The organism is Acidovorax sp. DW039 (assembly GCF_037101375.1).
Classification (GTDB): Bacteria; Pseudomonadota; Gammaproteobacteria; order Burkholderiales; family Burkholderiaceae_C; genus Acidovorax.
This window is the reverse complement of the sequence record NZ_AP029019.1, coordinates 3,544,996-3,571,899: the sequence shown is the minus strand read 5'-3', so window position 1 is coordinate 3,571,899 and position 26,904 is coordinate 3,544,996. Positions and strand designations below refer to the sequence as shown.

23 protein-coding genes are annotated in these 26,904 nt (G+C 64.8%); 15 read left to right on the top strand and 8 right to left on the bottom strand.

All coding sequences use genetic code 11. The annotated features are described in order from the left end of the window. Positions 1–3: 3 nt before the first annotated feature. From AACH87_RS15975 to bfr, 3 genes are all read right to left on the bottom strand, one after another. A complete protein-coding gene (locus AACH87_RS15975; RefSeq protein WP_338798992.1) occupies positions 4–1,617 on the bottom strand; it encodes a PepSY-associated TM helix domain-containing protein in 1,614 nt (537 codons plus the stop codon). Positions 1,618–1,742: 125 nt separating this feature from the next. Next, a complete protein-coding gene (locus AACH87_RS15970; RefSeq protein ID WP_338795467.1) occupies positions 1,743–2,051 on the bottom strand; it encodes a DUF3649 domain-containing protein in 309 nt (102 codons plus the stop codon). A gap of 386 nt (positions 2,052–2,437) precedes the next feature. Further along, entirely contained in the window at positions 2,438–2,914 is a 477-nt protein-coding gene (gene bfr / locus AACH87_RS15965; protein WP_338795466.1) for a bacterioferritin, read from the bottom strand. A gap of 271 nt (positions 2,915–3,185) precedes the next feature. Here bfr and ahpC point away from each other — a divergent pair, with 271 nt between their 5' ends. The 8 genes from ahpC (at position 3,186) to AACH87_RS15925 (ending at position 12,745) form a co-directional block, all read left to right on the top strand. Beyond that, positions 3,186–3,761 (top strand): alkyl hydroperoxide reductase subunit C, encoded by a 576-nt coding sequence (ahpC, locus tag AACH87_RS15960; RefSeq protein WP_338795465.1) that lies wholly within the window; start codon positions 3,186–3,188, stop codon positions 3,759–3,761. Positions 3,762–3,942: 181 nt separating this feature from the next. Next, positions 3,943–5,511, top strand: coding sequence for an alkyl hydroperoxide reductase subunit F (gene ahpF, locus AACH87_RS15955; protein ID WP_338795464.1), 1,569 nt, complete (start codon positions 3,943–3,945; stop codon positions 5,509–5,511). 338 nt (positions 5,512–5,849) lie between these two features. Beyond that, on the top strand, positions 5,850–8,096 hold the full coding sequence (locus AACH87_RS15950) for a TonB-dependent hemoglobin/transferrin/lactoferrin family receptor (protein ID WP_338795462.1): 2,247 nt from the start codon (positions 5,850–5,852) through the stop codon (positions 8,094–8,096). A 50-nt stretch (positions 8,097–8,146) separates the two neighbouring features. Next, the gene (locus tag AACH87_RS15945; RefSeq protein WP_338795461.1) at positions 8,147–8,491 is read left to right on the top strand and encodes a hypothetical protein; all 345 of its coding nucleotides are present in this window, start codon (positions 8,147–8,149) and stop codon (positions 8,489–8,491) included. A 5-nt stretch (positions 8,492–8,496) separates the two neighbouring features. Beyond that, positions 8,497–9,612, top strand: a complete 1,116-nt coding sequence (locus tag AACH87_RS15940; RefSeq protein ID WP_338798991.1) for a ChuX/HutX family heme-like substrate-binding protein — start codon at positions 8,497–8,499, stop codon at positions 9,610–9,612. Continuing rightward, on the top strand, positions 9,609–10,514 hold the full coding sequence (locus AACH87_RS15935) for an ABC transporter substrate-binding protein (protein WP_338795460.1): 906 nt from the start codon (positions 9,609–9,611) through the stop codon (positions 10,512–10,514). The genes AACH87_RS15940 and AACH87_RS15935 overlap by 4 nt, the downstream gene beginning before the upstream one ends. 36 nt (positions 10,515–10,550) lie before the next feature. Then, positions 10,551–11,684, top strand: a complete 1,134-nt coding sequence (locus AACH87_RS15930; RefSeq protein WP_338795459.1) for an iron ABC transporter permease — start codon at positions 10,551–10,553, stop codon at positions 11,682–11,684. Between the two features lie 278 nt (positions 11,685–11,962). After that, positions 11,963–12,745, top strand: a complete 783-nt coding sequence (locus tag AACH87_RS15925; RefSeq protein ID WP_338798990.1) for a heme ABC transporter ATP-binding protein — start codon at positions 11,963–11,965, stop codon at positions 12,743–12,745. 79 nt (positions 12,746–12,824) lie between these two features. On the opposite strand, the gene AACH87_RS15920 is transcribed toward AACH87_RS15925, so the two are convergent. Continuing rightward, positions 12,825–13,646 carry a pyruvate, water dikinase regulatory protein gene (locus AACH87_RS15920; protein ID WP_338795458.1) on the bottom strand — a complete coding sequence of 274 codons (822 nt, stop codon included), beginning with the start codon at positions 13,644–13,646 and terminating at the stop codon, positions 12,825–12,827. 320 nt (positions 13,647–13,966) lie between these two features. On the opposite strand from AACH87_RS15920, the gene ppsA reads away from it, so the two are divergent. The 4 genes from ppsA (at position 13,967) to AACH87_RS15900 (ending at position 19,519) form a co-directional block, all read left to right on the top strand. Beyond that, positions 13,967–16,357 carry a phosphoenolpyruvate synthase gene (gene ppsA, locus AACH87_RS15915; protein WP_338795457.1) on the top strand — a complete coding sequence of 797 codons (2,391 nt, stop codon included), beginning with the start codon at positions 13,967–13,969 and terminating at the stop codon, positions 16,355–16,357. 48 nt (positions 16,358–16,405) lie between these two features. Further along, entirely contained in the window at positions 16,406–16,774 is a 369-nt protein-coding gene (locus tag AACH87_RS15910; protein ID WP_338795455.1) for a DUF4212 domain-containing protein, read from the top strand. 43 nt (positions 16,775–16,817) lie between these two features. Continuing rightward, positions 16,818–18,869: a VC_2705 family sodium/solute symporter gene (locus AACH87_RS15905; RefSeq protein ID WP_338798989.1), complete on the top strand. Its 2,052-nt coding sequence runs from the start codon at positions 16,818–16,820 to the stop codon at positions 18,867–18,869. A 137-nt stretch (positions 18,870–19,006) separates the two neighbouring features. Next, entirely contained in the window at positions 19,007–19,519 is a 513-nt protein-coding gene (locus tag AACH87_RS15900) for a hypothetical protein (protein ID WP_338795454.1), read from the top strand. 127 nt (positions 19,520–19,646) lie between these two features. On the opposite strand, the gene AACH87_RS15895 is transcribed toward AACH87_RS15900, so the two are convergent. The 3 genes from AACH87_RS15895 to AACH87_RS15885 form a co-directional block, all read right to left on the bottom strand. Then, positions 19,647–20,003 (bottom strand): FKBP-type peptidyl-prolyl cis-trans isomerase, encoded by a 357-nt coding sequence (locus tag AACH87_RS15895; protein ID WP_338795453.1) that lies wholly within the window; start codon positions 20,001–20,003, stop codon positions 19,647–19,649. 128 nt (positions 20,004–20,131) lie between these two features. Next, entirely contained in the window at positions 20,132–20,443 is a 312-nt protein-coding gene (locus AACH87_RS15890; RefSeq protein WP_338795452.1) for a winged helix-turn-helix transcriptional regulator, read from the bottom strand. 321 nt (positions 20,444–20,764) lie between these two features. Further along, complete coding sequence (locus tag AACH87_RS15885; RefSeq protein ID WP_338795451.1) at positions 20,765–21,676, bottom strand: LysR family transcriptional regulator; 912 nt, start codon at positions 21,674–21,676, stop codon at positions 20,765–20,767. 112 nt (positions 21,677–21,788) lie between these two features. Here AACH87_RS15885 and AACH87_RS15880 point away from each other — a divergent pair, with 112 nt between their 5' ends. From AACH87_RS15880 to AACH87_RS15870, 3 genes are all read left to right on the top strand, one after another. Next, complete coding sequence (locus AACH87_RS15880) at positions 21,789–22,778, top strand: hydroxymethylglutaryl-CoA lyase (RefSeq protein WP_338795450.1); 990 nt, start codon at positions 21,789–21,791, stop codon at positions 22,776–22,778. A gap of 18 nt (positions 22,779–22,796) precedes the next feature. Next, positions 22,797–24,032: a CaiB/BaiF CoA-transferase family protein gene (locus tag AACH87_RS15875; RefSeq protein WP_338795449.1), complete on the top strand. Its 1,236-nt coding sequence runs from the start codon at positions 22,797–22,799 to the stop codon at positions 24,030–24,032. 97 nt (positions 24,033–24,129) lie between these two features. Then, complete coding sequence (locus tag AACH87_RS15870) at positions 24,130–25,203, top strand: tripartite tricarboxylate transporter substrate binding protein (RefSeq protein ID WP_338795448.1); 1,074 nt, start codon at positions 24,130–24,132, stop codon at positions 25,201–25,203. Between the two features lie 93 nt (positions 25,204–25,296). On the opposite strand, the gene AACH87_RS15865 is transcribed toward AACH87_RS15870, so the two are convergent. Continuing rightward, a complete protein-coding gene (locus AACH87_RS15865) occupies positions 25,297–26,865 on the bottom strand; it encodes a methyl-accepting chemotaxis protein (RefSeq protein ID WP_338795447.1) in 1,569 nt (522 codons plus the stop codon). Positions 26,866–26,904: the final 39 nt, after the last annotated feature.

Sequence of the window (26,904 nt, the reverse complement as noted above, 5' to 3'; positions counted from 1 at the left end):
GCTTCAGACCCCCGCAGTGGCTTCGGTGGTGCGGGCCTGCATGGCACCGGCCTTGCCTTGCGATGCCATCGCAGGCTTGCGGCGGTGCAGGTGCCACGCCACCGCGCCCAACAATGCGCCGGTGCCAGCAAAGGCCAGGTCCATGCCTGCCCACGCCCATTCACCGGCAGGCAGGGTGATGCCCAGATGGGTGTGCGTGGTGATGGCATTGAGAACCGGCAAAGCGGCCCAGGCCAGGGCGGCCAGCGCCAGCACCACGGTCCAGCCCTTTCGCCTTGGAACCAGAAGGCCCCAGACCACTGCCAGCCCCCAGGTGGTGAAGAAGCATGCCAGCTCGGCGTCGGCCCGGCCTTCCAGCCCCAGCGGCAGCAGCCGGTTGGAGGCAAGGTACACCGCGCACGCCAGGGGCAGGCCTGCCAGGGTGCCAATGTTGAGCCCGGCCACCAGCCGCTCGCCCACGGGCATGCGGGTGGGGGCGCTTGCGCCCTTGCGCTGCGCCTGGCTGCTACGCTTGACGGACCAGAGCACCAGGCCCGAGGCGATCATCAGGCTGCCCAGCAGCCCAAAGCCCAACAAGGCCCAGCGCATGCCAGGCCCGGCAAAGCGGGCCATGTGCAGGCCGTACAGCACACCATAGGTCTGAATGGCCGCACCTGCGGGGTCGATGTAGTCCATGGGTTGTGCCGTCACGCCATCAAACACCATGCGGGGGGGGCGGTACTGCAGCCGGTCGCCGTCGTGGCGTGTCACTTCAACCACCACCTGCCCCTGCGCGTCACGCCGGGCCTGGATGGATCCGATGCGTCCGTCCTGCCACTTTTGCCGTGCGGTCTCCATCATGGTGGCCAGGGGCACCACGGGCAGCGGTGGCTGCTGCATGCCGCGCGCGCGGCGCGCACTGCGCTCGGGCTTGTCGCCCTGCATCTCGGCAAAGTAGGCGGCAGAGTCCACCTTGCCATCCGGCCCGGCATAGGCGGTGGCAATGCCACTGGGCAGGTACAGCGTGTGGAAGATCATCAGCCCGCTGAAGGTGATCATCAGGTAGAAGGGCAGCACCAGCACGCCGGTTACGTTGTGTGCGTCCAGCCAGGCGCGCTGACCCCCCTTGCCGGGGCGGAAGGTGAAGAAGTCCTTGAAGATGCGGCGGTGCGTGACCACGCCCGTCAGCAGGGCAATGAACATCAGCAGAGTAGCCACGCCGACCACCCAGCGGCCCTCCAGCGCCCAGCGGCCTTTCTGTGCGGTGCGCAGCTCAAAGTGGAAGCGATAGAAGAACTCGCCACCCATGGTCCGGCGGCCCTCGATCACCTCGCCGGTCTGCGGGTTCATGTGCAGGGTTTCAAAGCGGCCATTGCCACTATCGCGCCACAGTACGGTGACAGCTGGGTCCCGCTCATCGGGCAGGCGCATGATCCATTGCGTCACCCCTGGCACTTTCTTGTGCAGGGCGGCCAGGGCCTTTTCTGCGGTGTGCGCGTCGGCTGCGGGCAGGCCGTGCATCTCAGGCTGCATCCACAGGTTGAACTCGCTTTTGAAGAACGACAGCGTGCCCGTCAGGAAGATGGCGAACAGCAGCCATCCCAGCACCAGCCCCGCCCAGGTGTGCAGCCAGGACATGGCCTGCCGGAAGCCCTCGCGGTCATTGGGCTTCTTGCTGCGTGCCGGGATGTTTGCCGCCGTTGCAGAAATGGCTGCAGATGGGTTGGCCGCAGAGGACATATCTGGGGATGTGGTTGCCCTGGTCATGCCCCGGCCCCCATCCAGCGGGGGGCCATGGCCACAGCCCCTAACGCGGCTGCAGGCAGCAAGGTGCCCAGCCATGCACCCCAGGCAGTGCGTGCGTAGAACACCCAGCCCACGGCGATGGCGTAAACCAGCCAGGCCAGCATGGTGGCGGTCAGCACAGCCTCGGCCCGGGGCATGAGCTGGGCCAAAGCGAGAGAGAGCGCTGCCGCGCAGCCCGCTGCGACGGCATAACCCCCCGCAGCAGCGGCCAGGGTGCGCGAAGTCACCGCCAGGCGGTAACGCCAGTCGAGTTGGTGGGTTTTCATGGCTGCCCGGGCCTCCGGGGCAAGGCAGGGCAGATGCGGGTGCGCGGCATAGGGAATGCTCCAGTCTGGGTGGATCCAAGTGCTGGCTGGCATTCCCGGTGGGGATTCGCTGGCTTGCTGGGGCCTTCAGAAAACAGGTGCAGTCCCTCACAAAAGAGACGAAGTCCCAACGGCCCGGGCGGTTATTCTACTTTTATTGAGAAGTATTCGCGTTTGATTTGCGCTGTGCTGCAAAGAATTGCGAATTTCAAGCCCGATTTGCAACAGATTGCTGTGGATGGGCTGCGCTCGGTCCAGTGTGGTCTGAGTGCAGTGGGCATAAAAAAACGGGCCGTGGCCCGTTTCAAGGTGCGAAGTGCAGAGTGCAAGGGCTGATCGCCCGGCACTCAGTCTGCGTCGCCCATTTGCGACTGCAGGTAGTTCTGGATGCCCACCTTGTCGATCAGGTCGATCTGGGTTTCGAGGAAGTCGATGTGCTCCTCCGTGTCGTCCAAAATTTTCTGCAGCAGGTCACGCGAGACATAGTCGCGCACGCTTTCGCAGTGGGCAATGCCTTCCTTGATGGTGGCTTGCGCGCCTTGTTCCGAGCGCAGGTCGCACGCCAGAATCTCTGGCACGTCTTCACCCACTTGCAGCTTGCCCAGGTCCTGCAGGTTGGGCAGGCCGTCCAGCATGAAGATGCGGTCCATCAGCCAGTCGGCATGCTTCATCTCGCCAATGGATTCTTCGTATTCCTTCTTGGCCAGCTTGTCGAAACCCCAGTGCTTGAGCATGCGGTAGTGCAGGAAGTACTGGTTGATGGCAGTGAGTTCGTTCTTCAGCTGCGCCTGCAGATGCGCAATGACTTGTGCGTCGCCTTTCATGGGGCTCTCCTTGTAGATAGTGTCGGGCGCGATTGTGGGGGGCGTTTGACCACCTGACAAGGCAAGCCCCCGCCACGGCAGATGGGCTGCGTTTGATAGGCAATTGCGTTTGCATTACTGTGCGCTGCACGGCGGCTGAAGGGCGCGCGAGGCGTGTCATAAAATAGTCATCGCCAATTGATTCAATGAAATCAATTAATTGGATGCATTGAGTCAAAGCGCCTAGACTTCAGTCCTGTGTTCAGTCAACCAACCCTTTAAGGAAACAGCAATGTCCCTGATCAACACCCAAGTCCAGCCTTTCAAGACCACCGCTTTCGTGAACCGCAACGGCAAGGGCGAGTTCATCGAAGTCACCGAGCAGTCCCTGAAGGGCAAGTGGTCCGTGCTGATCTTCATGCCTGCCGCTTTCACCTTCAACTGCCCCACAGAGATCGAAGACGCTGCCGACAACTACGCAGCCTTCCAGGCAGCCGGTGCCGAGGTCTACATCGTGACCACCGACACCCACTTCTCCCACAAGGTGTGGCACGAGACATCTCCTGCCGTGGGCAAGGCCAAGTTCCCTCTGGTCGGCGACCCAACACACCAGCTGACCAACGCTTTTGGCGTGCACATCGCTGAAGAAGGCCTGGCACTGCGCGGCACTTTCGTGATCAACCCCGATGGCGTGATCAAGACCCTGGAAATCCACTCCAACGAAATCGCCCGCGACGTGTCTGAAACCCTGCGCAAGCTCAAGGCTGCCCAGTTCACCGCCGCCAACCCTGGCCAGGTGTGCCCCGCCAAGTGGAAGGAAGGCGCCAAGACTCTGGCTCCATCCCTGGACCTGGTCGGCAAGATCTAAGCGATCACCTGCCTCGGCTGAGCGCGCCATCATGGCGCGTTCCCCAAAGCCGGACAGCGCCATGGTGCGTGCGCCATGCCGTCCGGCTTTTTTTCGCCCGGAATTTGGCCATCAGGCTTGAATGAATCACCTGAAGCCCTTAAACCTGCAACACCACAACTCGAATTTTCAGGAAGCCACCATGCTCGACGACCAACTCAAATCGCAACTCTCGGCCTATCTGGAACGCGTGCAACAGCCGTTTGAACTGGTGGCTTCTTTAGACGACAGCGACACCGCCCGCGAAATGCGCGAGTTGCTGGAGACCATCCAGTCCCTGCGCAGCGACAAGATTACGCTGCGCACCGATGGCAACGATGCCCGCAAGCCATCTTTCAGCCTCCAGCGCGTAGGCTCTACCAACAGCCTGCGCTTTGCGGGCCTGCCCCTGGGCCACGAGTTCACCTCGCTGGTGCTGGCCCTTCTGTGGACGGGCGGCCACCCACCCAAGGTGGAGCAGGATGTGATCGAGCAGATCCAGGCGCTGGATGGCGACTTCAATTTCGAGGTCTACATGAGCCTGACCTGCCACAACTGCCCGGACGTGGTGCAGGCGCTGTCGCTCATGGCCATCCTCAACCCCAAGGTCAAGACCACGGTGATCGAGGGCGGCGCCTTTCAGGAAGAAGTGACCCGCCGCGAAATCATGGCCGTGCCCATGGTGTTCCTCAATGGCGAAGTGTTCGGCTCGGGCCGCATGTCGCTGGAAGAAATCGTGGCCAAGCTCGACACCGGCTCTGCCGCCCGCGAAGCGGCCAAGGTCAGCGCCAAGGAAGCCTTTGACGTGCTCATCATCGGCGGGGGCCCTGCTGGTGCTGCAGCTGCCGTGTACGCCGCCCGCAAGGGCATCCGCACCGGTGTGGCTGCCGAGCGCTTTGGCGGCCAGGTCAATGACACGCTGGGCATCGAGAACTACATCTCGATCCTGGAAACTGACGGCCCCAAGCTGTCTGCAGCGCTGGAGGCCCACGCCAAGGCTTACGACGTGGACATCATGAACCTGCAGCGCGCTGAAAAGCTGATCCCTGCAGCGCAGCCAGGTGGTCTGGTGGAAGTGCAGTTGGCCAACGGCGGCTCCCTCAAGGCCAAGACGGTGATTCTTTCGACCGGCGCACGCTGGCGCAACGTGAACGTGCCCGGCGAAGCCGAGTACAAGAACAAGGGCGTGGCTTACTGCCCGCACTGCGATGGCCCGCTGTTCAAGGGCAAGCGCACGGCGGTGATTGGTGGCGGCAACTCCGGCGTGGAGGCTGCGATTGACCTCGCAGGCATCGTGCAGCACGTCACGCTGATCGAGTTTGCCGACCAGCTGAAGGCCGATGCCGTGCTGGTCAACAAGCTCAAGAGCCTGCCCAACGTGACTATCCACACCAACGCCCAGACCACCGAAATCACGGGTGCCGACGGCAAGGTCAATGGCCTGAAGTACAAGGACCGCGCCACGGGCCAGGAACACCTGGTGCCGCTGGAAGGCGTGTTCGTGCAGATCGGCCTGGTGCCCAACACCGAATGGCTCAAGGGCACGGTCGAACTCTCTAAGTTCGGCGAGATTGTGATCGACGCCAAGGGCAACACCAACGTGCCCGGCGTGTTTGCCGCCGGTGACTGCACCACGGTGCCCTACAAGCAGATCGTGATTGCGGCGGGTGCAGGGGCTACGGCTGCGCTGAGCGCGTTCGATCACCTGATTCGCACGCCTGTGGCAGCATGAATGGATGCCTAAGGGTCAAGTGGTGCTTTGCGCTCATGAATAAAGCGCAGCAAGCTATCGAAATGATAGCTTTTTAAGGTCTTCAAGACCGATGAAAAGCCGGGGTGGCGTTTGCTCCCCCGGCTTTTTTACGTCTGGCGTCTTGCTGGCGGCTGTTGCCTTGCGGCACCCCATGCGTATGGCCTTATCGCTCGCATGAATTTGTTATTGATAATTATTCTCATGTAAGATATTGCATCCCTGCCAGCCAGCGCACGTTTTGCGGTCCCTGCAGACCACAAACATTTGCCCGCGGAGCCAGCTTCTTGTCGTATTCATGACCCTGGAAGAGGCCCGCCTTGGCGCACGTTCACGCACCCGTTTTTCGTTCTCCGCTCCATCTCACCCCCATCGCCCTGGCAGCGGCCCTGGCTGTGGCGTCTGTGTCTGCCGCGCATGCGCAAGAGCTGCTGGCCCAGGCCGGCGGTATGCCTCAGCTTAAAGAGGTGGTCATCAGCAGCACGCGCAGCGAGCAAAACCCCGACGACCTGCCCATGAGCATTGACGTGATCAATGCCCAGGCGCTGGAAGAAGGGCAGGTGCGCGATCTGCGCGATGTCGCCCGCGACCAGCCCAACATCACCGTACCGCGCTCGCCAGCGCGCTTTACCCTGGCCAGCGGCTCCACGGGGAGGGACCAGAACTCCGGCTTCAACATTCGCGGCCTGGAGGGCAACCGGGTGCTGATGCTGGTGGATGGCATTCGCCTGCCACGCAGCTACGTGTTCAGCGCCAACGCCTTTGGCCGCGACTATGTGGATGTGGGCCTGCTGCAGCGCATCGAGGTGCTGCGCGGCGCCACCTCGGCCCTTTATGGGTCTGACGGCATGGGCGGGCTGGTCAACTTCATCACCGCCGATCCATCGGCCTTTTTGAAAGACGGCAAAACCCTGGGTGGCCGCGTGAGTGCTGCCTACGACGGGGATGACGATGGCAAGCGCCTGGGTGCTACGCTGGCGGGCCGCACCAATGACACAGTGCAGTGGCTGGTCAGCGCCAACGTGGGTCGCGCCAACGAACTGGAGAACATGGGCACCAACGCTGCGGCCAATGTGGACCGCACGCTGCCCAACCCGCAAAAGGACAAGCACGCCTCCGTGCTGGGCAAGGTGGTGGTCACCCCTGGCGGTGGTCAGCGCCATGTGTTCACGCTGGAGCATGTGGACAAAAAGGCAGACTACGAGCTGCTGAGCGCCCGCAGCAAGGCCCCTCTGACCAGTACCTCGGTGCTGGGCTCCACCTCATTCACCGACATGCAGCGCAGCCGCGCCACCTGGGAGGGCAACTGGCGTGTGAACACGGCCTGGGCTGACGATGTGAAGGCGGTGCTGAGCTACCAGGACGCGCATTCCCGCGAATACATCACCGAAGACCGCAACACCGCTGCCGACCGTGTGCGCGACGTGACCTACGACGAGCGCACGCTGCAGGCCAACCTGCAGGGCAGCAAGCTCATCCGCATGGGTTCGGGTGCAGACGCCTGGGCGCAAAAGCTCACCTACGGGCTGGACTACACCCGTGCTCAGGTGGAGAACCTGCAGACCGGCGTGACGCCCCCCGTGGGCGAGACCTTCCCGCTCAAGCGCTTCCCCGACACCACCGAGAGCAGTGCTGCGTTGTATGTGCAGGACGAGTTCATCCGTGGGCCCTGGAGCATCACCCCTGGCGTGCGCTACGACAGCTTCCGCATCAAGGCCGACCAGGCCGGATTTGGTGCCAAGGCGGTGTCGCTCTCCGGCCATGCCACCTCGCCCAAGCTGGGCGTGCTGTACCGCGCCAATGACGCATGGAGCGTGTTCGGCAACTATGCAGCGGGCTTCCGCGCGCCCAATGCGGGGCAGGTCAACGCGTTCTTTGAGAACACGGTGTCCAACTACAAAACCATACCCAACCCCAACCTGCGGCCCGAAAAGAGCCAGAACTTTGAGGTCGGCGTGCGCGGTCGGTTGCAGGCCCTGTCCATTGAAGCCGCCGCATTCACGGGCCGCTACAAGGACTTCATCGAAGACCTGCAGCAGGTGGGCGGCACCGGGGCTCCGGGCAACCCGCTGGTGTTCCAGTCCATCAACCTGGGCCGCGTCAAGATCGACGGCTTTGAAGTCAAGGGCAACATGGCCTGGGGCGAGTGGCTGGGTGGTCGCATCAGCACGCCCTTTGCCTATGGCCAGGCGCGGGGGCGCGACACCAACACGGGCCGCGCCGTCAACTCGGTGGAGCCGCAACGCCTGACGGCCGGTGTGCGTTATGAAACCGCAGCCTGGCATGTGCGCCTGGACGCCACCCACAGCGCAGCCAAGAAGGCGGACGACGTGTACGTGGCCGCAGGCAGCTCCCAATACCTCACGCCCGCCTACACCACGCTGGACCTGAGCGGCCAGTGGCGCATCCGCAAAGACCTGCGCCTCAATGCTGGCATCTACAACCTTACCGACAAGAAGTACTGGCGCTGGGCCGACGTGCGCGGCCAGTCCGCCAACTCCAGCACCATCGATGCGTACACCCAGCCAGGCCGTGCGGTGCGGGTGTCGCTGGTGGCTGACTTCTGAAGCGCAGATATCCCCGCTCTCAACCCGTTGAATCCCTGAAGGAGCATCCCATGGGCACCATCCCCGGCGAGAACGTCGCCAACCCAGACACCCACCGCGACGAGGAATACAGCATGCCGTGCATGGAGGCCCTGCTGGCTGGCACCTTGGCGCTCATGACGGGCTATGCCCAGGCATGCTGTGACACCCACCGCGAGGCGATGGTGCGCAAGATCGTGACCAATCTGGAGGCATTGACCCAGTCCCAGGCGCTGAGCCCGCACTTTCGCACCATGCTGTGGAATCTGCAGGCGCGCTGGCAGCAGCAGAGTGCGCAAGAGCACGCCACGGCCGCCCTGTCGGCGGCAGAGCAGCGCCGTGCACTGTGGCTGACCGCACCGGAGACTGTGCAATGAACGCCATGCTTTCCCCCGCAGAGCCATCGACTCCCTCTGTGACCGCTCTGGCATCCACCATTCGCGAGCAGTTTGCCGCCTTGCGCGCCCAAGGCCTGCGTGCCCGCGATGCGGCAGAGCGCCTGCATCTGCCTGAGGGGGCGGTGATTGCGGCCCACGCGGGCGAGCATGGTTACGCCTTGAAAGCGCTGGCCCTGCGCGGGCCGTGGCTGGAGTTGCTGCAAGCCTTGCAGGTCTGCGGCCCGCTGATGGCATTGACCCGCAATGAATCCACCGTGCACGAAAAGACCGGCGTGTACCAGAACGTCTCGGCCACCGGGGCTGTGGGGCTGGCGCTGGGGCCAGACATCGACCTGCGCCTGTTCTTTGCCCAGTGGCACGCGGGTTTTGCGGTGACCGAGCCGGGCCGCCCCGGGCACCCCAGCGCGCAAAGCCTGCAGTTCTTCAACGCCCAGGGCCATGCGGTGCACAAGATTTACGTGCGCGAGCAGACCGACATGGTGGTGTGGAATGCCGTGGTCGAGCGCTTTGCAGAGCCAAGTGCGGGCTATGTGTTCCTGCCCGCAGGCCCCAAGCCTGCCGTGCAGGCGGATGAGGACATCGACGCGCAAGGCCTTCAGCAGGCTTGGAGCGCTATGCAGGACACGCACGAGTTCTTTGGCCTGTTGCGCCAGTTTGGCGCGGAGCGGCAGCAGAGCTTCCGCCTGGTCGAGGGGCAGTTCACCCAGCGCCTGCAAGCCCAGGCCGTGACCTGGCTGCTGGAGCGTGCTGCACGCGATGCGCTGCCCATCATGGTGTTTGTGGGCAGCGGTGGCTGCATCCAGATCCACACCGGCCCGGTACACACCATTCGCCCCATGGACACGGCAGACGCCCGCTGGATCAACGTGCTGGACCCCGGCTTCAACCTGCACCTGCGCACTGACCGCATCGCGGCCGTGTGGGCGGTTGAGAAACCCACGGCAGATGGCGTGGTCACTTCGGTCGAAGCCTTTGACCACGACGGCGAGCTGATGGCCATGTTTTTTGGCGAGCGCAAGCCTGGCAAGCCTGAACTGGCGGGCTGGCGCGAGCTGGTGGCGGGATTGCCGCGTGTAGACGTGCCGGTGACGTTGCCATGACCGAACGTGATGGGATGAAAGCCCGCGCAGGCTTGCAGCGCCGGGCCCTGATACAGGGTGTGATGGCGGCCATGGGTGGCGCTGCCGCCGGGTTGCCCTGGGCAGCGCAGGCGCAAACCCGCCCCGCGCAGCGCCTGGTGGTGTTGGGTGGTGCGTTGACCGAGGTGGTCTACCAGCTGGGCGCACAAGGCCTGCTGGTGGGCACGGACACGACCAGCCTGTTCCCCGAGGCTGCGCAGCGCACACCCAAGGTGGGTTACATGCGCCAGCTGTCGGCAGAAGGGGTCCTTTCCCTGCGGCCTGATGTGTTGCTGGGCACGGAAGAGGCGGGCCCCCGCGTGGTGCTGGACCAGGTGCGCAGCGCAGGCGTGCGCATCGAGCTGGTGCCTGCCAGCCACAACTGGGCCGAGGTGCAGCGCAAGGTGACCGTAGTAGGCCAGGTGGTGGGGCGTGAGAGCGCTGCCCAGGCCCTGCAGGTGCGGCTGGATGCCGAGTGGGCGCGCGTGCAGCAGCAGGTGGCGGCGGCCCCGCGCAAGCCGCGTGCGCTGTTCATCCTGTCGCATGGCGGCAGCCCCATGGTGGCGGGCACGGGCACGGCGGCCGATGCGCTCATCCGCTTTGCGGGCGGCCTCAATGCCGTCACCGGCTTTGCGGGCTACCGCCCCTGGACAGCGGAGGCCCTGGCCGAGGCCGCGCCCGAAGTGCTGCTCAACACCACCCAGGGCATCGAGGCCATGGGGGGCGAGCGCACCTTCTGGCAACGGCCCGAACTGGCGCTGACCCCGGCCTTCTCGCGCAAGGCCCTGGTGGCCATGGACGCCAACCACCTGCTGGGCTTCGGGCCCCGTCTGCCCGGCGCGGTGCAGGAATTGCACACCCGCATGCGGGCGCTGGTGGCCTGATTCGCCGTTGGATTGCACTGCCTGCCGCTGTTCACCATGCCTCCTGTTGCTGCCGCCTTGGATTCGCTCAACGCGCCCCTCTCGTGGCGGCAGCGTGTACGCCACGCCCTGCGCCACGCCCTTCCAACGCTGGGCGGCCAGCGGCTGCCTGCCCGCTGGGTGATCGGCGTGACGGGCGCTTTGGCACTGGTTGCGCTGGTGGTGGCCAGCACCCACGGGGCTTACGCCCTGGGCGCGGGAGAACTCTGGCAGGTGGTGCTTGCGGTGCTCACGGGCGCGGAGCCTGCCGGATCAGGGCACCTGGTGTTCATGCACATCCGCCTGCCGCGCCTGGTACTGGGCGCGGCGGCGGGGGCGGGCCTGGCGCTGGCAGGGGCGTTGATGCAAGGCCTGTTCCGCAACCCGCTGGCCGACCCTGGCCTGGTGGGCGTAAGTGCGGGGGCTGCGCTGGCAGCGGCCACGGCCATTGTGCTGGGCGGGCTGTGGTGGCCCAGCCTGCCACGCGCCCTGGGCAGCTGGCCGCTGGTGGGCACGGCCTTTGCGGGCGGCCTGCTGGTGACTTTGTTGATTTACATGCTGGCCCAATCCGCCAGCGGCACCCGTGTGGGCATGATGCTGCTGGCCGGGGTGGCGGTGAATGCGCTGGCCGGGGCCGGGCTGGGTTATCTGAGTTTTGTGTCCACCGACGAGCAACTGCGCAATCTGCAGATGTGGCTGATGGGCAGCCTGGGTGGTGCGCGCTGGGGCACTGCCATGCTGGTGGCGCTGGCCGTGTGCGTGGCGGCTGTGGGCGCTGGCTGGCTGGCCCGCCCGCTCAATGCCCTGGCGCTGGGTGAGGCGCAGGCGCGCCTTTTGGGCGTGCCGGTGGAGCGCACCAAGCGCCTGGCCATTGGCGTGGCGGCGCTGGCTGTGGGGGCGGTCACTGCGGCCACAGGCATCATCGGTTTCATTGGCCTGGTGGCACCCCATGGTGTGCGCCTGCTGGCGGGGCCAGACCACCGCGTGGTGCTGCCTGCATCGGCCTTGCTGGGGGCTGCGCTGGTGCTGCTGGCCGACACCGTGGCGCGCACGGCGGTCAAACCGGCGGAGCTGCCCTTGGGCGTGCTCACTGCGGTGCTGGGTGCGCCCCTGTTTTTGTTCATGCTGCGCCAGTTCAGGGGGCGGGTGTGAGACGACAGCTTGATGAATTGACCGAGGGAGAAGGAGAGGCGGCCCACCGCCCACCGCTAGGAGCCTGCCGGACTTGGAGCGTCGAAAGCGAAAATTGGCCCCAGCGAGGACAGTTTTTGCCGGATTTGCAGCCCCATAGCCGGGCTATGGGGCAAAAAGACGGTGCTCTCGAAGAGCGGCGAAGCCAAAAATGGACCGCTGAGGTCAATTTGCAGCCGACGATTTCCAAGTCCGACAGGCTCCCATCCCGCGCAGGGCAGTGGCTGCAGTGTCTGGACGTGGGCGTGGCCCCGCCGGGGCAGCCGGTGCTGGCGCGGGTCAGCGGCGTTTTTCAGCCGGGCCGGGTCACGGCCATCCTCGGCCCCAATGGAGCGGGCAAATCCACTCTGCTCGGCCTGCTGGCAGGGCTGGCCGAACCCGCGCACGGCCAGGTGCTGCTGCAGGGCAGGGCGGTGGCAGAGCATGCACCGGACCAGATTGCCCGCTGGCGCGCCGTGATGCCGCAGGACACGGCCGTGGCGTTTGACTTCACCGTGCGCGAAGTGGTGGAGATGGGGCGCTACCCGCACCGCCACCATCCCAGCGCAGCCGACGCGCAGATGGTGGACGCCGCCATGCAGACCACGGGTGTGGCGCATCTGGCGGGGCGCAGCGTGACCACCCTCTCAGGTGGGGAGCGCGCGCGCACCCACCTGGCACGGGCCTTGGCACAGATCTGGGAGCCGGTGGCGGGCGCTGCGCACCGCTGGCTGCTGCTGGACGAGCCCACCGCCGCCCTGGACCTGGCCCACCAGCACCAGACCCTGCGCTTGCTGCGCCACTGGGCCGTGCAGCAAGGCGTGGGCGTGGTGGCCGTGCTGCACGACCTGAACCTGGCGCTGCGCTACGCGCACGATGCGCTGCTGCTGGCCCAAGGCACGGGCCAGTGGGGGTCGGTGGACGATGTCATCACCCCGCAGGCCGTAGCACGCGTGTGGGGCGTGGGCTGCACCGAGGTGCGTGCCAGTGATGGCGTGCGCCAGTTGCTGATGTCCGGGGCTACGGCTGAATCCGGAATTTAGGTGTTTTAGCCCTCTAGCGCTTTATATATAAGCGTAGGCAGCTATTGATTTAATAGCGTTCGGTGCGGTGAATCGCGTGTCAGTACACCAGCCGCTCTGGCCGCACTTCCTGCAGGATGGTGGTGGCGATCTCTTCAATCGACTTGGTGGTGGTGGACAGCCACCGGATACCCGAGCGGCGCATCATCGCTTCGGCCTCGGCCACCTCGGCGCGGCAGTTTTCCAGGCTGGCGTAGCGGGAGTTGGGGCGGCGCTCGCTGCGGATTTCGGCCAGTCGCTCGGGGCTGATCGTCAGGCCAAAGATTTTTTGGCGGAAGGGCACCAGGGCCGGGGGCAGCTGGCGGCGCTCAAAGTCTTCGGGGATCAGCGGGTAGTTGGCCGCTTTCAGGCCGCACTGCATGGCCAGGTACAGGCTGGTGGGGGTTTTGCCGCTGCGGCTCACGCCCACCAGAATCACATCGGCCCCGGCCAGGTCCTTGTTGCTCTGCCCGTCGTCATGCGCCAGGCTGAAGTTGATAGCCTCGATGCGGTCGTTGTATTCCTTGCTGCGGCTCACGTCGGAAAAGCGCCCGATGCGGTGGTTGGACTTGATGCCCAGCTCCTGCTCCAGCGGGTGCACAAAGGTGCCAAACATATCGAGCAGCATGCCCTTGCAGCCTTCTTGGATGACCTTGAGCACCTCCATGTTGACCAGCGTGGTGAAGACGATGGGCTTCTTGCCCTCGATCTCGCCCGTGTGGTTGATCTGCCGCACCGCCTGGTGGGCCTTGTCCACGGTGTCGATGAAGGGCAGGCGCACGTGGCGCGGCTTCATCTCGAACTGGGCCAGGATGGCGTTGCCGAAAGTTTCGGCGGTGATGCCGGTGCCGTCGGAGACAAAAAATACGGTGCGCGAATGCATTGAGGGCCCTTTGGTGTTCTGGTCCGTGCGCAGTGTGCAGGGGGCTGCAAGCTGCCAGATCGGGAGATTCTGACAGTGGGCCGCCCTGCAACAAGCGGGCAGGCTCACCATCAGGACTGTCTGTTTTGCGCGGGCCGGGTGAAAGCGTCAGCCCATTGCCAGAAGCTCGGGCCTACAATGGCCGCAATTATCCAAATTCTCACCATGCGCACCGTCGGCCCACAACCACAACGACAAAGCTGCAGCCTGCGCATGGCCGCTTGCCAGGAGCTTCGCTACGCCTGGCATGCAGACCCGGTTTCAACTTCTGGAGCTTTCCCATGTCTGCACTTTTCAGCCCGACCGCCCTGGTCGTACCGTTTGAAAACCTGAGAATGACCGATGTCGAGTCGGTAGGCGGCAAAAACGCCTCCCTCGGCGAAATGATCTCGCAACTGCCCCAGGGCGTGCGAGTGCCCACCGGCTTTGCTACCACGGCCCACGCCTTCCGCCAGTTCCTGGCGCACGATGGTCTGGCCGACAAGATCAGCGCCAAACTGGCCCAACTCGATACCGAAGACGTCCGTGCCCTGGCACAGGTGGGGGCGGAAATCCGCGCCATGGTCGAGGCCCAGCCTTTCCCGGCCGACCTGGAGCAGGCCATTCGTGACGCTTTTGTCACCCTGTCTGCTGGCAATGCCCAGGCCAGTTTTGCGGTGCGTTCGTCTGCCACGGCAGAAGATCTGCCCGACGCCTCGTTTGCAGGCCAGCAGGAAACCTTCCTCAACGTGGTCGGCATCGACGATGTGCTGCACAAGATGAAGGAAGTGTTCGCGTCGCTGTACAACGACCGCGCCATCTCCTACCGCGTGCACAAGGGCTTTGCGCATGATGTGGTGGCCCTGTCCGCAGGCGTGCAGCGCATGGTGCGCTCCGATCTGGGCGCAGCGGGCGTGATGTTCACCATCGACACCGAATCCGGCTTTGAAGACGTGGTGTTCATCACCAGCAGCTATGGCCTGGGCGAAACCGTGGTGCAAGGTGCCGTGAACCCGGACGAGTTCTACGTGCACAAGCCCATGCTCAAGGCAGGCAAGAAGGCGGTGATCCGCCGCAATCTGGGCAGCAAGCTGATCCAGATGGTCTTTTCCAGCGCCGAAGAAAAGGCCGCCAGCGGCAAGCTGGTCAAGACCACCGACGTGCCCACCGAGCAGCGCAACCGCTACTCTCTGACCGACGCCGATGTGGAGCAACTGGCCCACTACGCGCTGGTGATCGAGCAGCACTATGGCCGCCCCATGGACATTGAGTGGGGCAAGGACGGCACCGACGGCCAGCTCTACATCCTGCAAGCCCGCCCTGAGACGGTGAAGAGCCAGTCCAAGGGCCAGGCCGAGCTGCGTTACAAGCTCAAGGGCCAGGGGGCCGTGCTGGCTGAAGGCCGCGCCATCGGTCAGAAGATTGGCACGGGCCCTGTGCGGCTGGTGCACAACATCTCCGAAATGGACAAGGTGCAGCCCGGTGACGTGCTGGTGACCGACATGACCGACCCCAACTGGGAACCCGTGATGAAGCGCGCCAGCGCCATCGTCACCAACCGGGGTGGCCGCACCTGCCACGCCGCCATCATTGCGCGTGAACTGGGCATCCCGGCCGTGGTGGGTTGCGGCGATGCGACCGACCGCCTCAAGGACGGCACGCTGGTGACCGTGAGCTGCGCCGAAGGCGACACCGGCCACATCTACGACGGCCTGCTGGAGACCGAGGTGACCGAGGTGCAGCGCGGCTCCATGCCCGCCATCACCACCAAGATCATGATGAACGTGGGCAACCCCCAGCTGGCATTTGACTTTGCCCAGTTGCCCAACGAGGGGGTGGGTCTGGCTCGCCTGGAGTTCATCATCAACAACAACATTGGTGTGCACCCCAAGGCCATCCTCGACTACCCTCAGATCGACGCCGACCTGAAGAAGGCCGTGGAGTCGGTGGCCCGTGGCCATGCATCGCCCCGCGCTTTCTACGTGGACAAGGTTGCCGAGGGCGTGGCCACCATTGCCGCCGCTTTCTGGCCCAAGCCTGTCATCGTGCGCCTGTCGGACTTCAAGTCCAACGAGTACCGCAAGCTCATCGGCGGCAGCCGTTACGAGCCCGAGGAAGAGAACCCGATGCTGGGCTTCCGCGGTGCAGCGCGCTACATCAGTGCCGACTTTGGCGAAGCCTTTGCCATGGAGTGTGAGGCACTCAAGCGCGTGCGCAACGACATGGGCCTGACCAATGTGCAGGTGATGGTGCCGTTTGTGCGCACGCTGGGCCAGGCCGAGCGCGTGACCAAGCTGCTGGCCAGCCACGGCCTGGAGCGCGGCAAGGACGACCTCAAGGTCATCATGATGTGCGAGGTGCCCTCCAACGCCATCCTGGCCGACGAGTTCCTGCAGTTCTTTGACGGCTTCTCCATCGGCTCCAACGACCTGACCCAGCTCACCCTGGGGCTGGACCGCGATTCGGGACTGGAACTGCTGGCGGCAGATTTTGACGAGCGCGACCCTGCCGTCAAGGCCATGCTGCGCCGTGCCATCGGGGCGTGCAAGGCCCAGGGCAAGTACGTAGGTATCTGCGGCCAGGGCCCCAGCGACCATCCCGACTTTGCCCAATGGCTGTCGGAAGAGGGCATTTCCTCCATCTCGCTCAACCCTGACAGCGTGGTGGCCACCTGGCAGCAACTGGCGGGCTGACCGCCAGGCCGGGGCTGCGTGCACGAGTGTCTGAAAAGGCTCTGAACTGTGCGTCCACCGCTGCCCCGGCAAAAGCCTCCCGAGCCTGAACTGGCCGGGCCTTTCCCTCCTGACCTGCACGACGTGCGGCACCTCTGGCTCAAGGCCGGGCTGCTCGCCGTGTGGGTGCTGGTGTCTTTTGTGGTGACCTACTTTGCGCGCGATCTCCAGCACATCATGCTGGGAGACTGGCCGCTGGGTTACTGGGTGGCAGCCCAGGGCGCGGTGCTGGTCTTCATCGGCATTGTGGTGGTGTATGCCTGCGCCATGAGCTGGTTTGAGCGGCAGGATGCCAAGGGGCAGGCTTCGCCAGCAGATCAAACTCGGGCCTCTGGCCCAGTGTCACCCCAGCGCGGCCCGGAGCAACCTGGTGCCTGAGCGCAACGAGCGCCGCGTTCCCGGCGGCTGGGCCCCTGCCTTTTTGCGGCCTCACCGGTTTTTCATTCTTTATGTGCTGGGGGTGCTGGGCTTTCTGGCACTGATGACCTGGGCCGAGAGCCAGGGGCTGTCGCGGCACTGGATTGGCCCTATCTTCCTATTCCTCACCGTGATGGTGTACGCGGGCATCGGTGTGTATGGCCGCACGTCCGACTCCGAGGAGTACTACGTGGCCGGGCGGCGCATACCGCCCATGTACAACGGCATGGCGGCTGCTGCCGACTGGATGAGCGCGGCGTCGTTCATCAGCCTGTCAGGTGCGCTGTACCTGCAGGGGTTTTCCGGCACGGCCGGGCAGGCAGGGGGGCTGGCCTATCTGCTCGGGTGGACGGGGGGCTTTTGCCTGGTGGCGATGTTGATTGCGCCTCACCTTCGGGCCATGGGGCTCTACACCGTTCCGGACTTTTTCCATGTGCGTTTTGGCGGGCGCTGGCCCCGCATCATTGCCGCACTGGCGGCGGTGCTGTGTTCTTTCACGTATGTCATTGCCCAGATTTACGGTGTGGGGCTCATCGCATCGCGCCTGACGGGTGTGCAGTTCGAGATCGGCATCATGCTGGGGCTAGGCGGCGTCCTGCTGTGCTCCTTTCTGGGCGGCATGCGTGCCATCACCTGGACGCAGGTGGCGCAGTATGTGGTGTTGCTGCTGGCGTTTCTGATTCCCGTGTCCTGGCTGGCCTACAAGCAGCTGGGCAACCCGCTGGCTCCTGCGGTGTATGGCGCTCAGATTGGCAAGATTGCCGATCTGGAAGCGCAGCTGCTCGACTCACCTGCAGAGCACCAGGTGGTGCAGTCCTACCTGCGCAGGGCAGAGGAGCTGAAGCTGCGCCTGCAGGATGTGGAGGCCGCCCTGGAGCGTGAACGGGAGCACAAGCGGGCGCGAATCCACCAGTTGCGGGAAGAGGGCGCGGACGTAGGCTTGATCGTGAACGCCAGCCGCGAACTGGCCGCCTTGCCCCGCGATGTGGCCACGGCCCGCGAGCGCTGGACGCGCGAAATGCACGAAAACTACGACCGAGCCAAGCCCCTGGGCGGCTTGCCGTTGCACAGCCAGGCCTATGCGGGCGACCCCAACGGCACGCCCGAAGAGCAGCACGAGTACGACCTGGCCCGGCGCAATTTCCTCGCCCTCATGTTTTGCCTGATGGTGGGCACGGCCGGGCTGCCCCATCTGCTCACGCGCTACTACACCTCGCCCACCGTGGGCGGTGCGCGGGCCTCGGTGGCATGGTCGCTGTTCTTCATTGCCCTGCTGTATCTCAGCGCACCCGCGCTGGCAGTGCTGGTCAAGTTTGAAGTCATGCAAAACCTGGTGGGCAGCAGCTTTGAGGCCCTGCCGAGCTGGATTGCACAGTGGGCGCGGGTAGACAGTTCGCTGCTGTCGATTGAGGACGTGAATGAGGACGGCATCGTCCAGTTTGGTGAGATTCGCCTGGGGGCCGACCTCATCATGCTGGCCACACCGGAGCTGGGTGGCCTGCCTTATGTGGTGTCGGGCCTGGTGGCTGCCGGGGGGCTGGCTGCGGCGTTGTCTACGGCCGATGGCCTGCTGCTCACCATCAGCAACGCCCTGGTGCGTGACCTGTACTTCCGGGATAGCAAGCGCAAAGCTTCGCCCGAGCAGCGGGTCATCCTGACCAAGTTCACCCTCCTGTCCGTGGCGCTGGCGGCAGCTTTTGTGGCCGCCCTCAAGCCCTCAGAGATTCTGACCATGGTGTCGGCTTCTTTTTCGCTAGCGGCCTCCGCCTTTGTGCCTGTAATGGTGCTTGGCATTTTCTGGCGCGGCACCACCCGCAAGGGCGCTGTGGCGGGCATGCTGACAGGGCTTGGGGTCGCTGTGTACTACATGCTCTCGCACGTTCCAGCCGTGCGTGCGGCACTGCCTGGCTGGATGCTGGCCGATGGCTTCTGGTTCGGCATCCAGCCGATCTCTGCCGGAGTGTTTGGCGTGCCTGCCGGGTTCATTGCTGCAGCCATCGTCAGCCGCATCACCCGCCCTGCACCTGTGCCTACTGGCGTGCGGCTTGAAATCTGACCGGGCACGGTAAGCCTTCAGATGGGCACCGGTTATGGATAAACCCCATATCCAACTGTCACACATTGTGTCAACCTGTCCCTGCAATTGAGCGGCCGGAGCTTCTGGCGCTGTTGCACCCTTACCCAAGGAGGCACATGGTTCTCGTCAAGACACAGGCAGGTCAGGATGCGCTCAAGGATCGGCACGCGGGCCTGTCTTCCAGGCAGCGCTCGGCATTCATCCTGTTTGATGGCAAAAGAACCATGGGTGAGGTGCTGGCCGCCACGGCGGCGATGGGCATCACCCAGGAGGATGTGCAGGCCATGGTGGCACAGGGGCTTCTGGCTCCAGCGGGGGGCGGTAGCGTTGCTTTTCCTGCTGCGGCTCCTTCTGCTCCAGGTGGCGAGGCGGCTGCGGCGGATCAGGCTCAGCCTGCGCAGGCTTCCCCCTCGGGGCAGGAAACTCATCGACCATCCCAGCAGCGTTACAAGGATGCCTATCCTGTGGCCACAGCGCTCACCGCTTCGCTCGGTCTGCGGGGCTTTCGGCTGAATCTGGCGGTGGAGTCTGCCTCCAGCTTTGAAGACTTGGCCGCATTGGCTCCCAAGATCAAGGAAGCTGTGGGAGAAGCCAAGTACGAGCCTTTGCGCAAGGCACTGTTTGGCTGAGGGGACATCTGCAGCATGGTTGAAAAGATGCTGCCCCAAGCAAAAAAGCCAACCGTGAGGTTGGCTTTTGAGTTTGTCAGCGGATCAGAGCCTGGCTACCGACCCGCCGTGGAGTGCGGGACTGCGATCAGCGCACGCCCAGCAGTTCCACATCAAACTTCAGCGTGGCGTTGGGGGGGATCACACCGCCAGCGCCGCGGGCACCGTAGCCTAGCGCCGCGGGAATGATCAGCGTGCGCTTGCCGCCAATCTTCATGCCTTGCACGCCTTCATCCCAACCCTTGATGACCATGCCAGCACCCAGAGAGAACTCAAACGGATCATTGCGGTCCAGGCTGGAGTCAAACTTGGCACCTTGCTCGCCATTGTTGTAGAGCCAGCCGGTGTAGTGCACCGACACGTTGCGGCCCTTGGTGGCTTCGGCGCCTTCGCCCACGGTGGTGTCTTCGTATTGCAGGCCAGAGGCGGTGGTGATGAGTGCCATCGGAATGTCCTTTGCTATTGAAAATGTAGCTTGTCGCGCTTGCAGATCAAGCCTCAGAATGCTTTTTGACCTATGCCTTGGCCGGAAGGTGGGGGGTGAACCCGGGGGGGGCTTGTCCCGCGCTGCGTTCAGGCCTGCTTTTTGGCCCGGCCCGCCACCCAGCGTGTGGCAAAGGCTTGCACGTCAGACAGGCGCTTGAGCAGGTCGGCGCCTGCGGGAGTGACGGTGTAGCCGTCGCTGCCGTGGTCCAGCAGGCCAGCTTCACGCAGTTCCTTGATACGGGTGTTCAAGGTGTTGGGGGTAATACCGCCCACGCTGTCTTGCAGAAGGCGGAAAGTTTGCGGATGGCCGTCCTTCAAGGCCCACAGCACGCGCAGCGCGTAACGGCATTCCAGCCGTTCAAACAGCTGATGGATGGCGGCATTTTCTTTGGAGCTCATGGATGCTTCTCCTTGCGCGAGTGTTGGGTCGTTGATCTTGTGGCAGGGCGCCCGGCGCGCCTGCTGATGCGCAGCGACTATAGCGCGGAACCCATTTTGCTACAAGTTTGGTAGCTCAAGATGTAATCTGCGTATGCTTCAGCCCCCGGATTTTTGGTGTCTCTTGAAAGAGGCGTCCGAATGGCGAAAATGGCAGGTGAGGTCTTCCCGGAAGGGGCGGGCCTTCCCGGCAGGGTGGCGGCCAGGTCCCGGCCACTTTTGTCTCGATATTTAAACGTTGCAGAATTTTGAGCCCCAGCTCCGCAAAGTGTGGCGTGCAGGCTACGCAGCCGCTACCATAGAGGACCCGGCCAGATGCCGGACCAGCAACTGAGCCGCGGGTGAGAGCGCCTGCTCATCCCGAAAGCAGATGGCAAAGCGGCGGCGGGCCCAGTCATCGCTGAGCGGCACGATGCGCACAGGCGCATTGGCAGCGAAGGGCGCAGCCACCTCGCGCGGAACCACGCTGATAGCCAGGTTCGCCTGCACCACACGCAGGGCCGCGTCAAAGTTGGACACCTGCACCCGGTGGGTCAGCGACTTGCCTTCCACCGCCGCCGCCCGCGCCAGCAGCACCTGCACGGCACTCAGGGCGGGCATGCTGACAAACTCATAGCCCAGCACATCGGCAAAGCGCACTGACGGTTGCTGCGCAACAGGGTGCGATGCATGCGCGACGATGGCCAGATGGTCACTGCGGTAGCTGCGGGTTTGCAGGCCACTCAGGTCTGCGGCATCCCAGCAGATACCCATGGAGGCGCTGCCCTCGCGGATTCCTTGCACCACGTCTGGGCTCACCCGCTCTTCCATGCTGATCTGGATGCTGCGGTGTTCCGGGGGCTGCAAGAAGGCGGCCACGTCATCGGCCAGCGACTCGGCCATGACGGAGGCCGTGACCAGCATGCGCACATGGCCTCGCGTGCCCGCAGCATAGGCGGCCATGTCCCGCTCGATCAGCCCGATGCTGGCCAGCATGGTGCGGGCATGCTCCAGCAAGGTTTCGCCTGCGGGCGTGGGCACCACACCCCGGCGCTTGCGCACCAGCAGGGGCGTGCCCACGTTGTTCTCCAGTTGCGCCAGCCGCTTGCTGATGGCCGAACCCACGATCGATTCCTGCTCGGCCACCCGCGCAATGCTGCGCTGCTCACATACGGCGGCAAACAGCCTCAAAGTCTGAAGGTCCAAATCGCGCATGGTGTTGCCTGTGAAAGGTGATGTTCCGGTTTGGAATCATAAGAATTCCAGAATTGATTTTCTGTTTCCAAACGGAATTTCTAGAATGGACACAACTTCGAGTGAAAGCGCCATGAGCCCACACCTGCCGGACACGCTTCAATACCCCCCCGTCCTGAATCCCGTCGGGCCCGCCCAGGTGGTGGTGCGCGAGGTGGGGCTGCGCGATGGCCTGCAAAGCATTGCCCGCGTGCTGCCCACGGCCCAGAAGATCGAGTGGGTGAACGCCGCTTACGCCGCCGGGCAGCGCGAGATCGAGGTGGGCTCTTTCGTCCCCGCCCGCCTGCTCCCCCAGTTGGCCGACACCGCCGAGGTGCTGGCCCACGCGCAAACGCTGCCGGGCCTGCGCGCCTCGGTGCTGGTACCCAATCTGAAAGGGGCCGAGCGCGCGCTGGAATGTGGCGCGCACCTGATGGTCGTGCCCTTGTCGGCCAGCCACGCCCACAGCCTGGCCAACCTGCGCAAGACGCCCGACGAGGTGGTGGCCGAGGTGGCCCGCATCCGCGCTGCCCGTGATGCGGCAGGCAGCGCCACCCTGATCGAAGGCGGCGTGGGCACCGCGTTTGGCTGCACCCTGCAGGGCGAGGTGGCCGAGAGCGAAGTGCTGCGTCTGATGCAAGCCCTGCTCGACGCCGGCGCCGACCGCGTGAGCCTGGCCGACACCGTGGGCTTTGCCGACCCGGTCAGCGTGCAGCGCCTGTTTGCCAAGGCCCGCGCGCTGGTGGGCGACCGGCTGGCCTGCGCGCACTTTCACGACACGCGCGGCCTGGGCCTGGCCAACGCCTATGCCGCCTGGCAAACCGGCATTACCCGCTTTGATGCGTGCCTGGCGGGCATTGGCGGCTGCCCCCACGCGCCCGGCGCTAGCGGCAACGTCACCACCGAAGACCTGGAATACATGCTGCAGCGCATGGGCGTGGTCACCGGCGTGGATGTGCCTGCGCTGCTGGCGCTGCGCCAGCAAGTGGCGGGCTGGCTGGCAGGCGAGACCCTGCACGGCGCCCTGTGGCAGGCGGGCCTGCCCCGCCACGCACAGCCCACCCTGGCCGCCGCAGCGGTTTGATTTCTGTATCGTTCGCCCATGACAAGTACCACCTCTTCTTCCCCGTCCGAGTCACCCAAATCGTCCGCACGCCCTTTGCCCTTGGCGGGGCTGCGGGTCGTTGAATTCACCCACATGGTCATGGGCCCCACCTGCGGCATGGTGCTGGCCGACCTGGGGGCCGAGGTCATCAAGGTCGAGCCGGTGGAGGGCGACCGCACCCGCCACCTGCTTGGTGCGGGCGCGGGCTTCTTTCCCATGTTCAACCGCAACAAGAAAAGCATTGCGCTGGACCTGCGCAACCCCGAAGGGCTGGAGGTAGCCCGCAAGCTGGCAGCGTCGGCCGACGTGGTGGCGCAAAACTTCAAGCCCGGTGTGATGACCAAGTACGGGCTGGATTACGCCGCGCTTTCGCAGATCAACCCCCGCCTCATCTACGTGAACCACACCGGCTTTCTGGCCGGGCCGTACGAGCACCGCACCGCGCTGGATGAAGTGGTGCAGATGATGGGCGGCCTGGCCTACATGACGGGCCGCCCCGGCGACCCGCTGCGCGCAGGCAGCAGCGTCAACGACATCATGGGCGGCATGTTTGGTGCCATTGGCGCCATGGCGGCGCTGATGCAGCGCGGCATCACCGGGCGCGGGCAAGAGGTGGACTCGGCACTGTTCGAGAACAACGTTTTTCTGGTCGGCCAGCACATGATGCAGTACGCCGTGACGGGCAAGCCTGCCGCCCCCATGCCCGACCGCATCTCCTCATGGGCGCTGTACGACGTGTTCACGGTGAAAGAGGGCGAGCAGATCTTCCTGGCCGCCGTGAGCGATGCGCAGTGGGTCACCTTCTGCGACGCCATGGGTTATGCCGACCTCAAGGCCAATCCGCAGCTCGCCACCAACAACGACCGCGTGCGCGCCCGCCCCGCGCTGATGCCCGACCTGCGCCAGCGCCTGGCGGCCCACAGCGCGGCCGAACTGGCCGCCATTTTTGAAAAGCACGGCCTGCCGTTCGCCCCCATCTCGCGGCCCGAGCAGCTGCTGGACGACCCGCACCTCAATGCCACGGGCGGCCTGGCCGACATCACATTGCCCGACGGCGAGCGCGCCGGGCAGACCGCCCGCACCACGCTGCTGCCCCTGGCCATGGACGGCCAGCGCCTGGGCGTGCGCCTGCAGCCCCCCGTGCTGGGCCAGCACACGGCGGCCTTGATGCAAGAGCTGGGCTACACGGCAGAACAGGTGCAGGCCCTGCAGCAGGCAGGCGCTGTGGCCTGAACTGCCTGGGCAGGCCCTGAACACCCCCGCCTGGAATCAGCACAGCAACAGACTGCGCGGCCTAGGGCGGATTGACCACCATAACGGAGACAACACCATGACGAACCAGCCCCCTAACGTCTCGAAAGCCGTGGCCCCAGGCCTGTGCCGCCCCTTTGCTCCCTCGGCCACCGCGGCATCTCCGGCATTCCCCACCCGGCGCCAGGCCCTGTGGCTGGGCGCCGCCGCTCTGGGCGCTGCCGCCATCTCCCGCCCGGGCCGGGTGCGTGCGCAAAGCCTCGGTGACAAGCCATTGCGCATCATCCTGCCGCTGTCTGCAGGCTCGGGGGCCGATGGCGCCATCCGCGCCATCAGCAACAGCCTGGCCAAGGCGTTGGGCCAGCCGGTGGTGATTGAGAACCTGCCCGGCGCGGGCGGCATCACCGGCACCACGCAGATCGTGCGCGCCCCCAAGGACGGCTCGGTGATCGGCGTGGTGTCCAACAACCATGTGGTCAACCCCAGCGTGTACAAGAACATTCCGTTCGACTCGCTGGCCGATATCACGCCCATCACCATCCTGGGCGCTACGCCCTTTGTGCTGGTGGCCCACCCTTCGGTGCCTGCCAAAAATGTGCAAGAGCTGATTGCCTACGCCAAGTCCAAGCCAGGGGTGCTCAACTACGGCTCGTCGGGCAACGGCACCATCCTTCACCTGGGCGCGGCCATGTTCGTGGACCAGGCCAAGGTCGCCATCCAGCACATTCCCTATAAGGGCATGGGCCCGCTGATGAACGACGTGCTGGGTGGTCAGGTGCAACTCGCCGTGGTGGCGGTGGCGCCTGCGGCCGCGCACATCAAGTCGGGATCGCTGCGCGCCTTGGGCGTGACCACGGCCACGCGCGTGCCGTCGCTGCCCGGCGTGCCCACCGTTGCAGAGCAAGGCTTGCCCGCCTATGAGCTGGACGGCTGGATCGCCCCGGTGGCGCCTGCTGGCCTGCCCAAGGCAGAACTGGCCCGCCTGTTCAACGGCTTCAAAGCCGCCATGGACATGCCAGAGGCGCGCGATGCCCTCATCGCCCAGGGCTACGAGATCAAGCTCACCCCACCCGACGCCGCTGCCGCCTTCTTCCGCACCGAGGCGGCGCGCATGGCGCAGGTGGTCAAGGCCGCCAACGTGAAGGTGGATTGAGGCCGGTTGAGAGTGTTTTTGACCACCAGCGCTTGCTGATCAAGCGCAGGCAGCTATGAATATGTGAGCAATCTGGCCCGGTTGCGTGGGCTACTAGCGCAACAATGCCTGTGTGTGCGAGCCCTGGTGCCGCACGCGAAACACCGCCACAGCCTGCACCAGCTCACGCGCCTGGCTGCTCAGGCTGCCTGCAGCGGCAGCGCTTTCTTCCACCAAGGCTGCGTTTTGCTGCGTGGCTTCATCCATGCGCACGATGGCCTGGGTCACGCGCTGCATGTCGTCGGTCTGATGGGTGCTGGCTTGGCTGATCTCCTGCATCAGCGCGCTCACCCCGCGAATGGATGCCACCACTTCTGACATGGTGCCCCCGGCATTCTGGGCCAGGTCCGAACCTGCCTGTACCCGCTCCACACTGGCCTGGATGAGGGTCTTGATCTCTTGAGCCGCACTGGCGCTGCGGGTGGCCAGGTTGCGCACTTCGCTGGCCACCACGGCAAATCCGCGGCCTTGTTCACCCGCGCGGGCGGCTTCCACCGCGGCATTCAGCGCCAGGATATTGGTCTGGAAGGCAATGCCGTCGATGACACCAATGATGTCTGCAATGCGGCGCGAGCTTTCCTGAATGCCTTGCACCACCTGCACCATCTGCTCCACCACGGCCCCACCGCGTTCTGCCACAGACGAGCCGTTGCGAGCCAGCTCGCTGGCACGCTGCGCCGTGGCTGCGTTCTGCTGCACGGTGGTCTGCAGTTGCTGCATGGATGCGGCTGTCTCGTCGAGTGAGCTGGCCTGCTGCTCGGTGCGCGCGCTCAGGTCCGCGTTGCCTTGGGCAATTTCTGCACTGGCGCTGGCCACGCTCTCGGCGCTGCTGCGTACGCCTGACACGACTTTTTCAAGGTTGTCCTGCATTGCCTGCAGGGCTTGCAGCAGGCGTGCGGGCTCGTCCTGCCCTTCCAGCGGAATGTCGGAGGTGAGATCGCCCGCTGCCACCTTGTGTGCCACGGACACGGCCTCGCGCAGGGGGCGGACCACCGAGCGGGTAAGCAGCAGCCCGGCGACGACGCCCAAGGCGGTGACCAGAGCCAGCGCAATCAGGCTGCTGACCAGCGCGTGGCGTGCATCTTGTGCCGCCGCCTGGGCGATGGCTGCGCTGCTGGCCGCCACCTGTTCGCTCAATGCCGTCAACAGCTTGGCCGGGCCTTGGTCAATGTCGGCCACATCGGCGTCGCCCGCTGCAGGCACAAAGCCCAGCGACTGGAACACCTCGAACCCTTTGCGGTAACCCTGGGCCATTTGCGCATGCGCCTGCGTGAATTTTTGCAGTGCCGCGCGCTCGTCGGCGTCGCTGAGCTGGGCTTCAAGCGCCTTGGCAGCGTCGGCCACCCGTTTTTCGCTGGCCTGGAAGGCATTCCAGTGCAGCTCGCGCTTGCGGGCGTCTTCCCCACGCAGCAGGGTGTTCTTCCATTCCTGCACCTGCGTTTTGAACTCGTTTTCCATGCGGCTGACGGCGCGCTCCTGCGCCACGCGCTGCAGCACGGTGCTGTCGTAGGTGCCCAAAGCGTGATAAAGCGCCGAGATGCCAAACAGTGCTGCACCAATCATCAGTGCGAGCACCATGCCCAGGGCCGCAGCCATGCGGGTGCCAATAGAGAAGCGGGACATTTTCATCACGAACCTCGACATGTGGAGGGAAGATCAACG

What these genes read in the sequence shown, in the direction of transcription:
- AACH87_RS15975 (WP_338798992.1), bottom strand. Translation starts at nt 1,617, where the DNA reads ATGTCCTGGCTGCACACCTGGGCGGGGCTGGTGCTGGGATGGCTGCTG.
- AACH87_RS15970 (WP_338795467.1), bottom strand. Translation starts at nt 2,051, where the DNA reads ATGAAAACCCACCAACTCGACTGGCGTTACCGCCTGGCGGTGACTTCG.
- bfr (WP_338795466.1), bottom strand. Translation starts at nt 2,914, where the DNA reads ATGAAAGGCGACGCACAAGTCATTGCGCATCTGCAGGCGCAGCTGAAG.
- ahpC (WP_338795465.1), top strand. Translation starts at nt 3,186, where the DNA reads ATGTCCCTGATCAACACCCAAGTCCAGCCTTTCAAGACCACCGCTTTC.
- ahpF (WP_338795464.1), top strand. Translation starts at nt 3,943, where the DNA reads ATGCTCGACGACCAACTCAAATCGCAACTCTCGGCCTATCTGGAACGC.
- AACH87_RS15945 (WP_338795461.1), top strand. Translation starts at nt 8,147, where the DNA reads ATGGGCACCATCCCCGGCGAGAACGTCGCCAACCCAGACACCCACCGC.
- AACH87_RS15940 (WP_338798991.1), top strand. Translation starts at nt 8,497, where the DNA reads ATGCTTTCCCCCGCAGAGCCATCGACTCCCTCTGTGACCGCTCTGGCA.
- AACH87_RS15935 (WP_338795460.1), top strand. Translation starts at nt 9,609, where the DNA reads ATGACCGAACGTGATGGGATGAAAGCCCGCGCAGGCTTGCAGCGCCGG.
- AACH87_RS15930 (WP_338795459.1), top strand. Translation starts at nt 10,551, where the DNA reads ATGCCTCCTGTTGCTGCCGCCTTGGATTCGCTCAACGCGCCCCTCTCG.
- AACH87_RS15920 (WP_338795458.1), bottom strand. Translation starts at nt 13,646, where the DNA reads ATGCATTCGCGCACCGTATTTTTTGTCTCCGACGGCACCGGCATCACC.
- ppsA (WP_338795457.1), top strand. Translation starts at nt 13,967, where the DNA reads ATGTCTGCACTTTTCAGCCCGACCGCCCTGGTCGTACCGTTTGAAAAC.
- AACH87_RS15900 (WP_338795454.1), top strand. Translation starts at nt 19,007, where the DNA reads ATGGTTCTCGTCAAGACACAGGCAGGTCAGGATGCGCTCAAGGATCGG.
- AACH87_RS15895 (WP_338795453.1), bottom strand. Translation starts at nt 20,003, where the DNA reads ATGGCACTCATCACCACCGCCTCTGGCCTGCAATACGAAGACACCACC.
- AACH87_RS15890 (WP_338795452.1), bottom strand. Translation starts at nt 20,443, where the DNA reads ATGAGCTCCAAAGAAAATGCCGCCATCCATCAGCTGTTTGAACGGCTG.
- AACH87_RS15885 (WP_338795451.1), bottom strand. Translation starts at nt 21,676, where the DNA reads ATGCGCGATTTGGACCTTCAGACTTTGAGGCTGTTTGCCGCCGTATGT.
- AACH87_RS15880 (WP_338795450.1), top strand. Translation starts at nt 21,789, where the DNA reads ATGAGCCCACACCTGCCGGACACGCTTCAATACCCCCCCGTCCTGAAT.
- AACH87_RS15875 (WP_338795449.1), top strand. Translation starts at nt 22,797, where the DNA reads ATGACAAGTACCACCTCTTCTTCCCCGTCCGAGTCACCCAAATCGTCC.
- AACH87_RS15870 (WP_338795448.1), top strand. Translation starts at nt 24,130, where the DNA reads ATGACGAACCAGCCCCCTAACGTCTCGAAAGCCGTGGCCCCAGGCCTG.
- AACH87_RS15865 (WP_338795447.1), bottom strand. Translation starts at nt 26,865, where the DNA reads ATGTCCCGCTTCTCTATTGGCACCCGCATGGCTGCGGCCCTGGGCATG.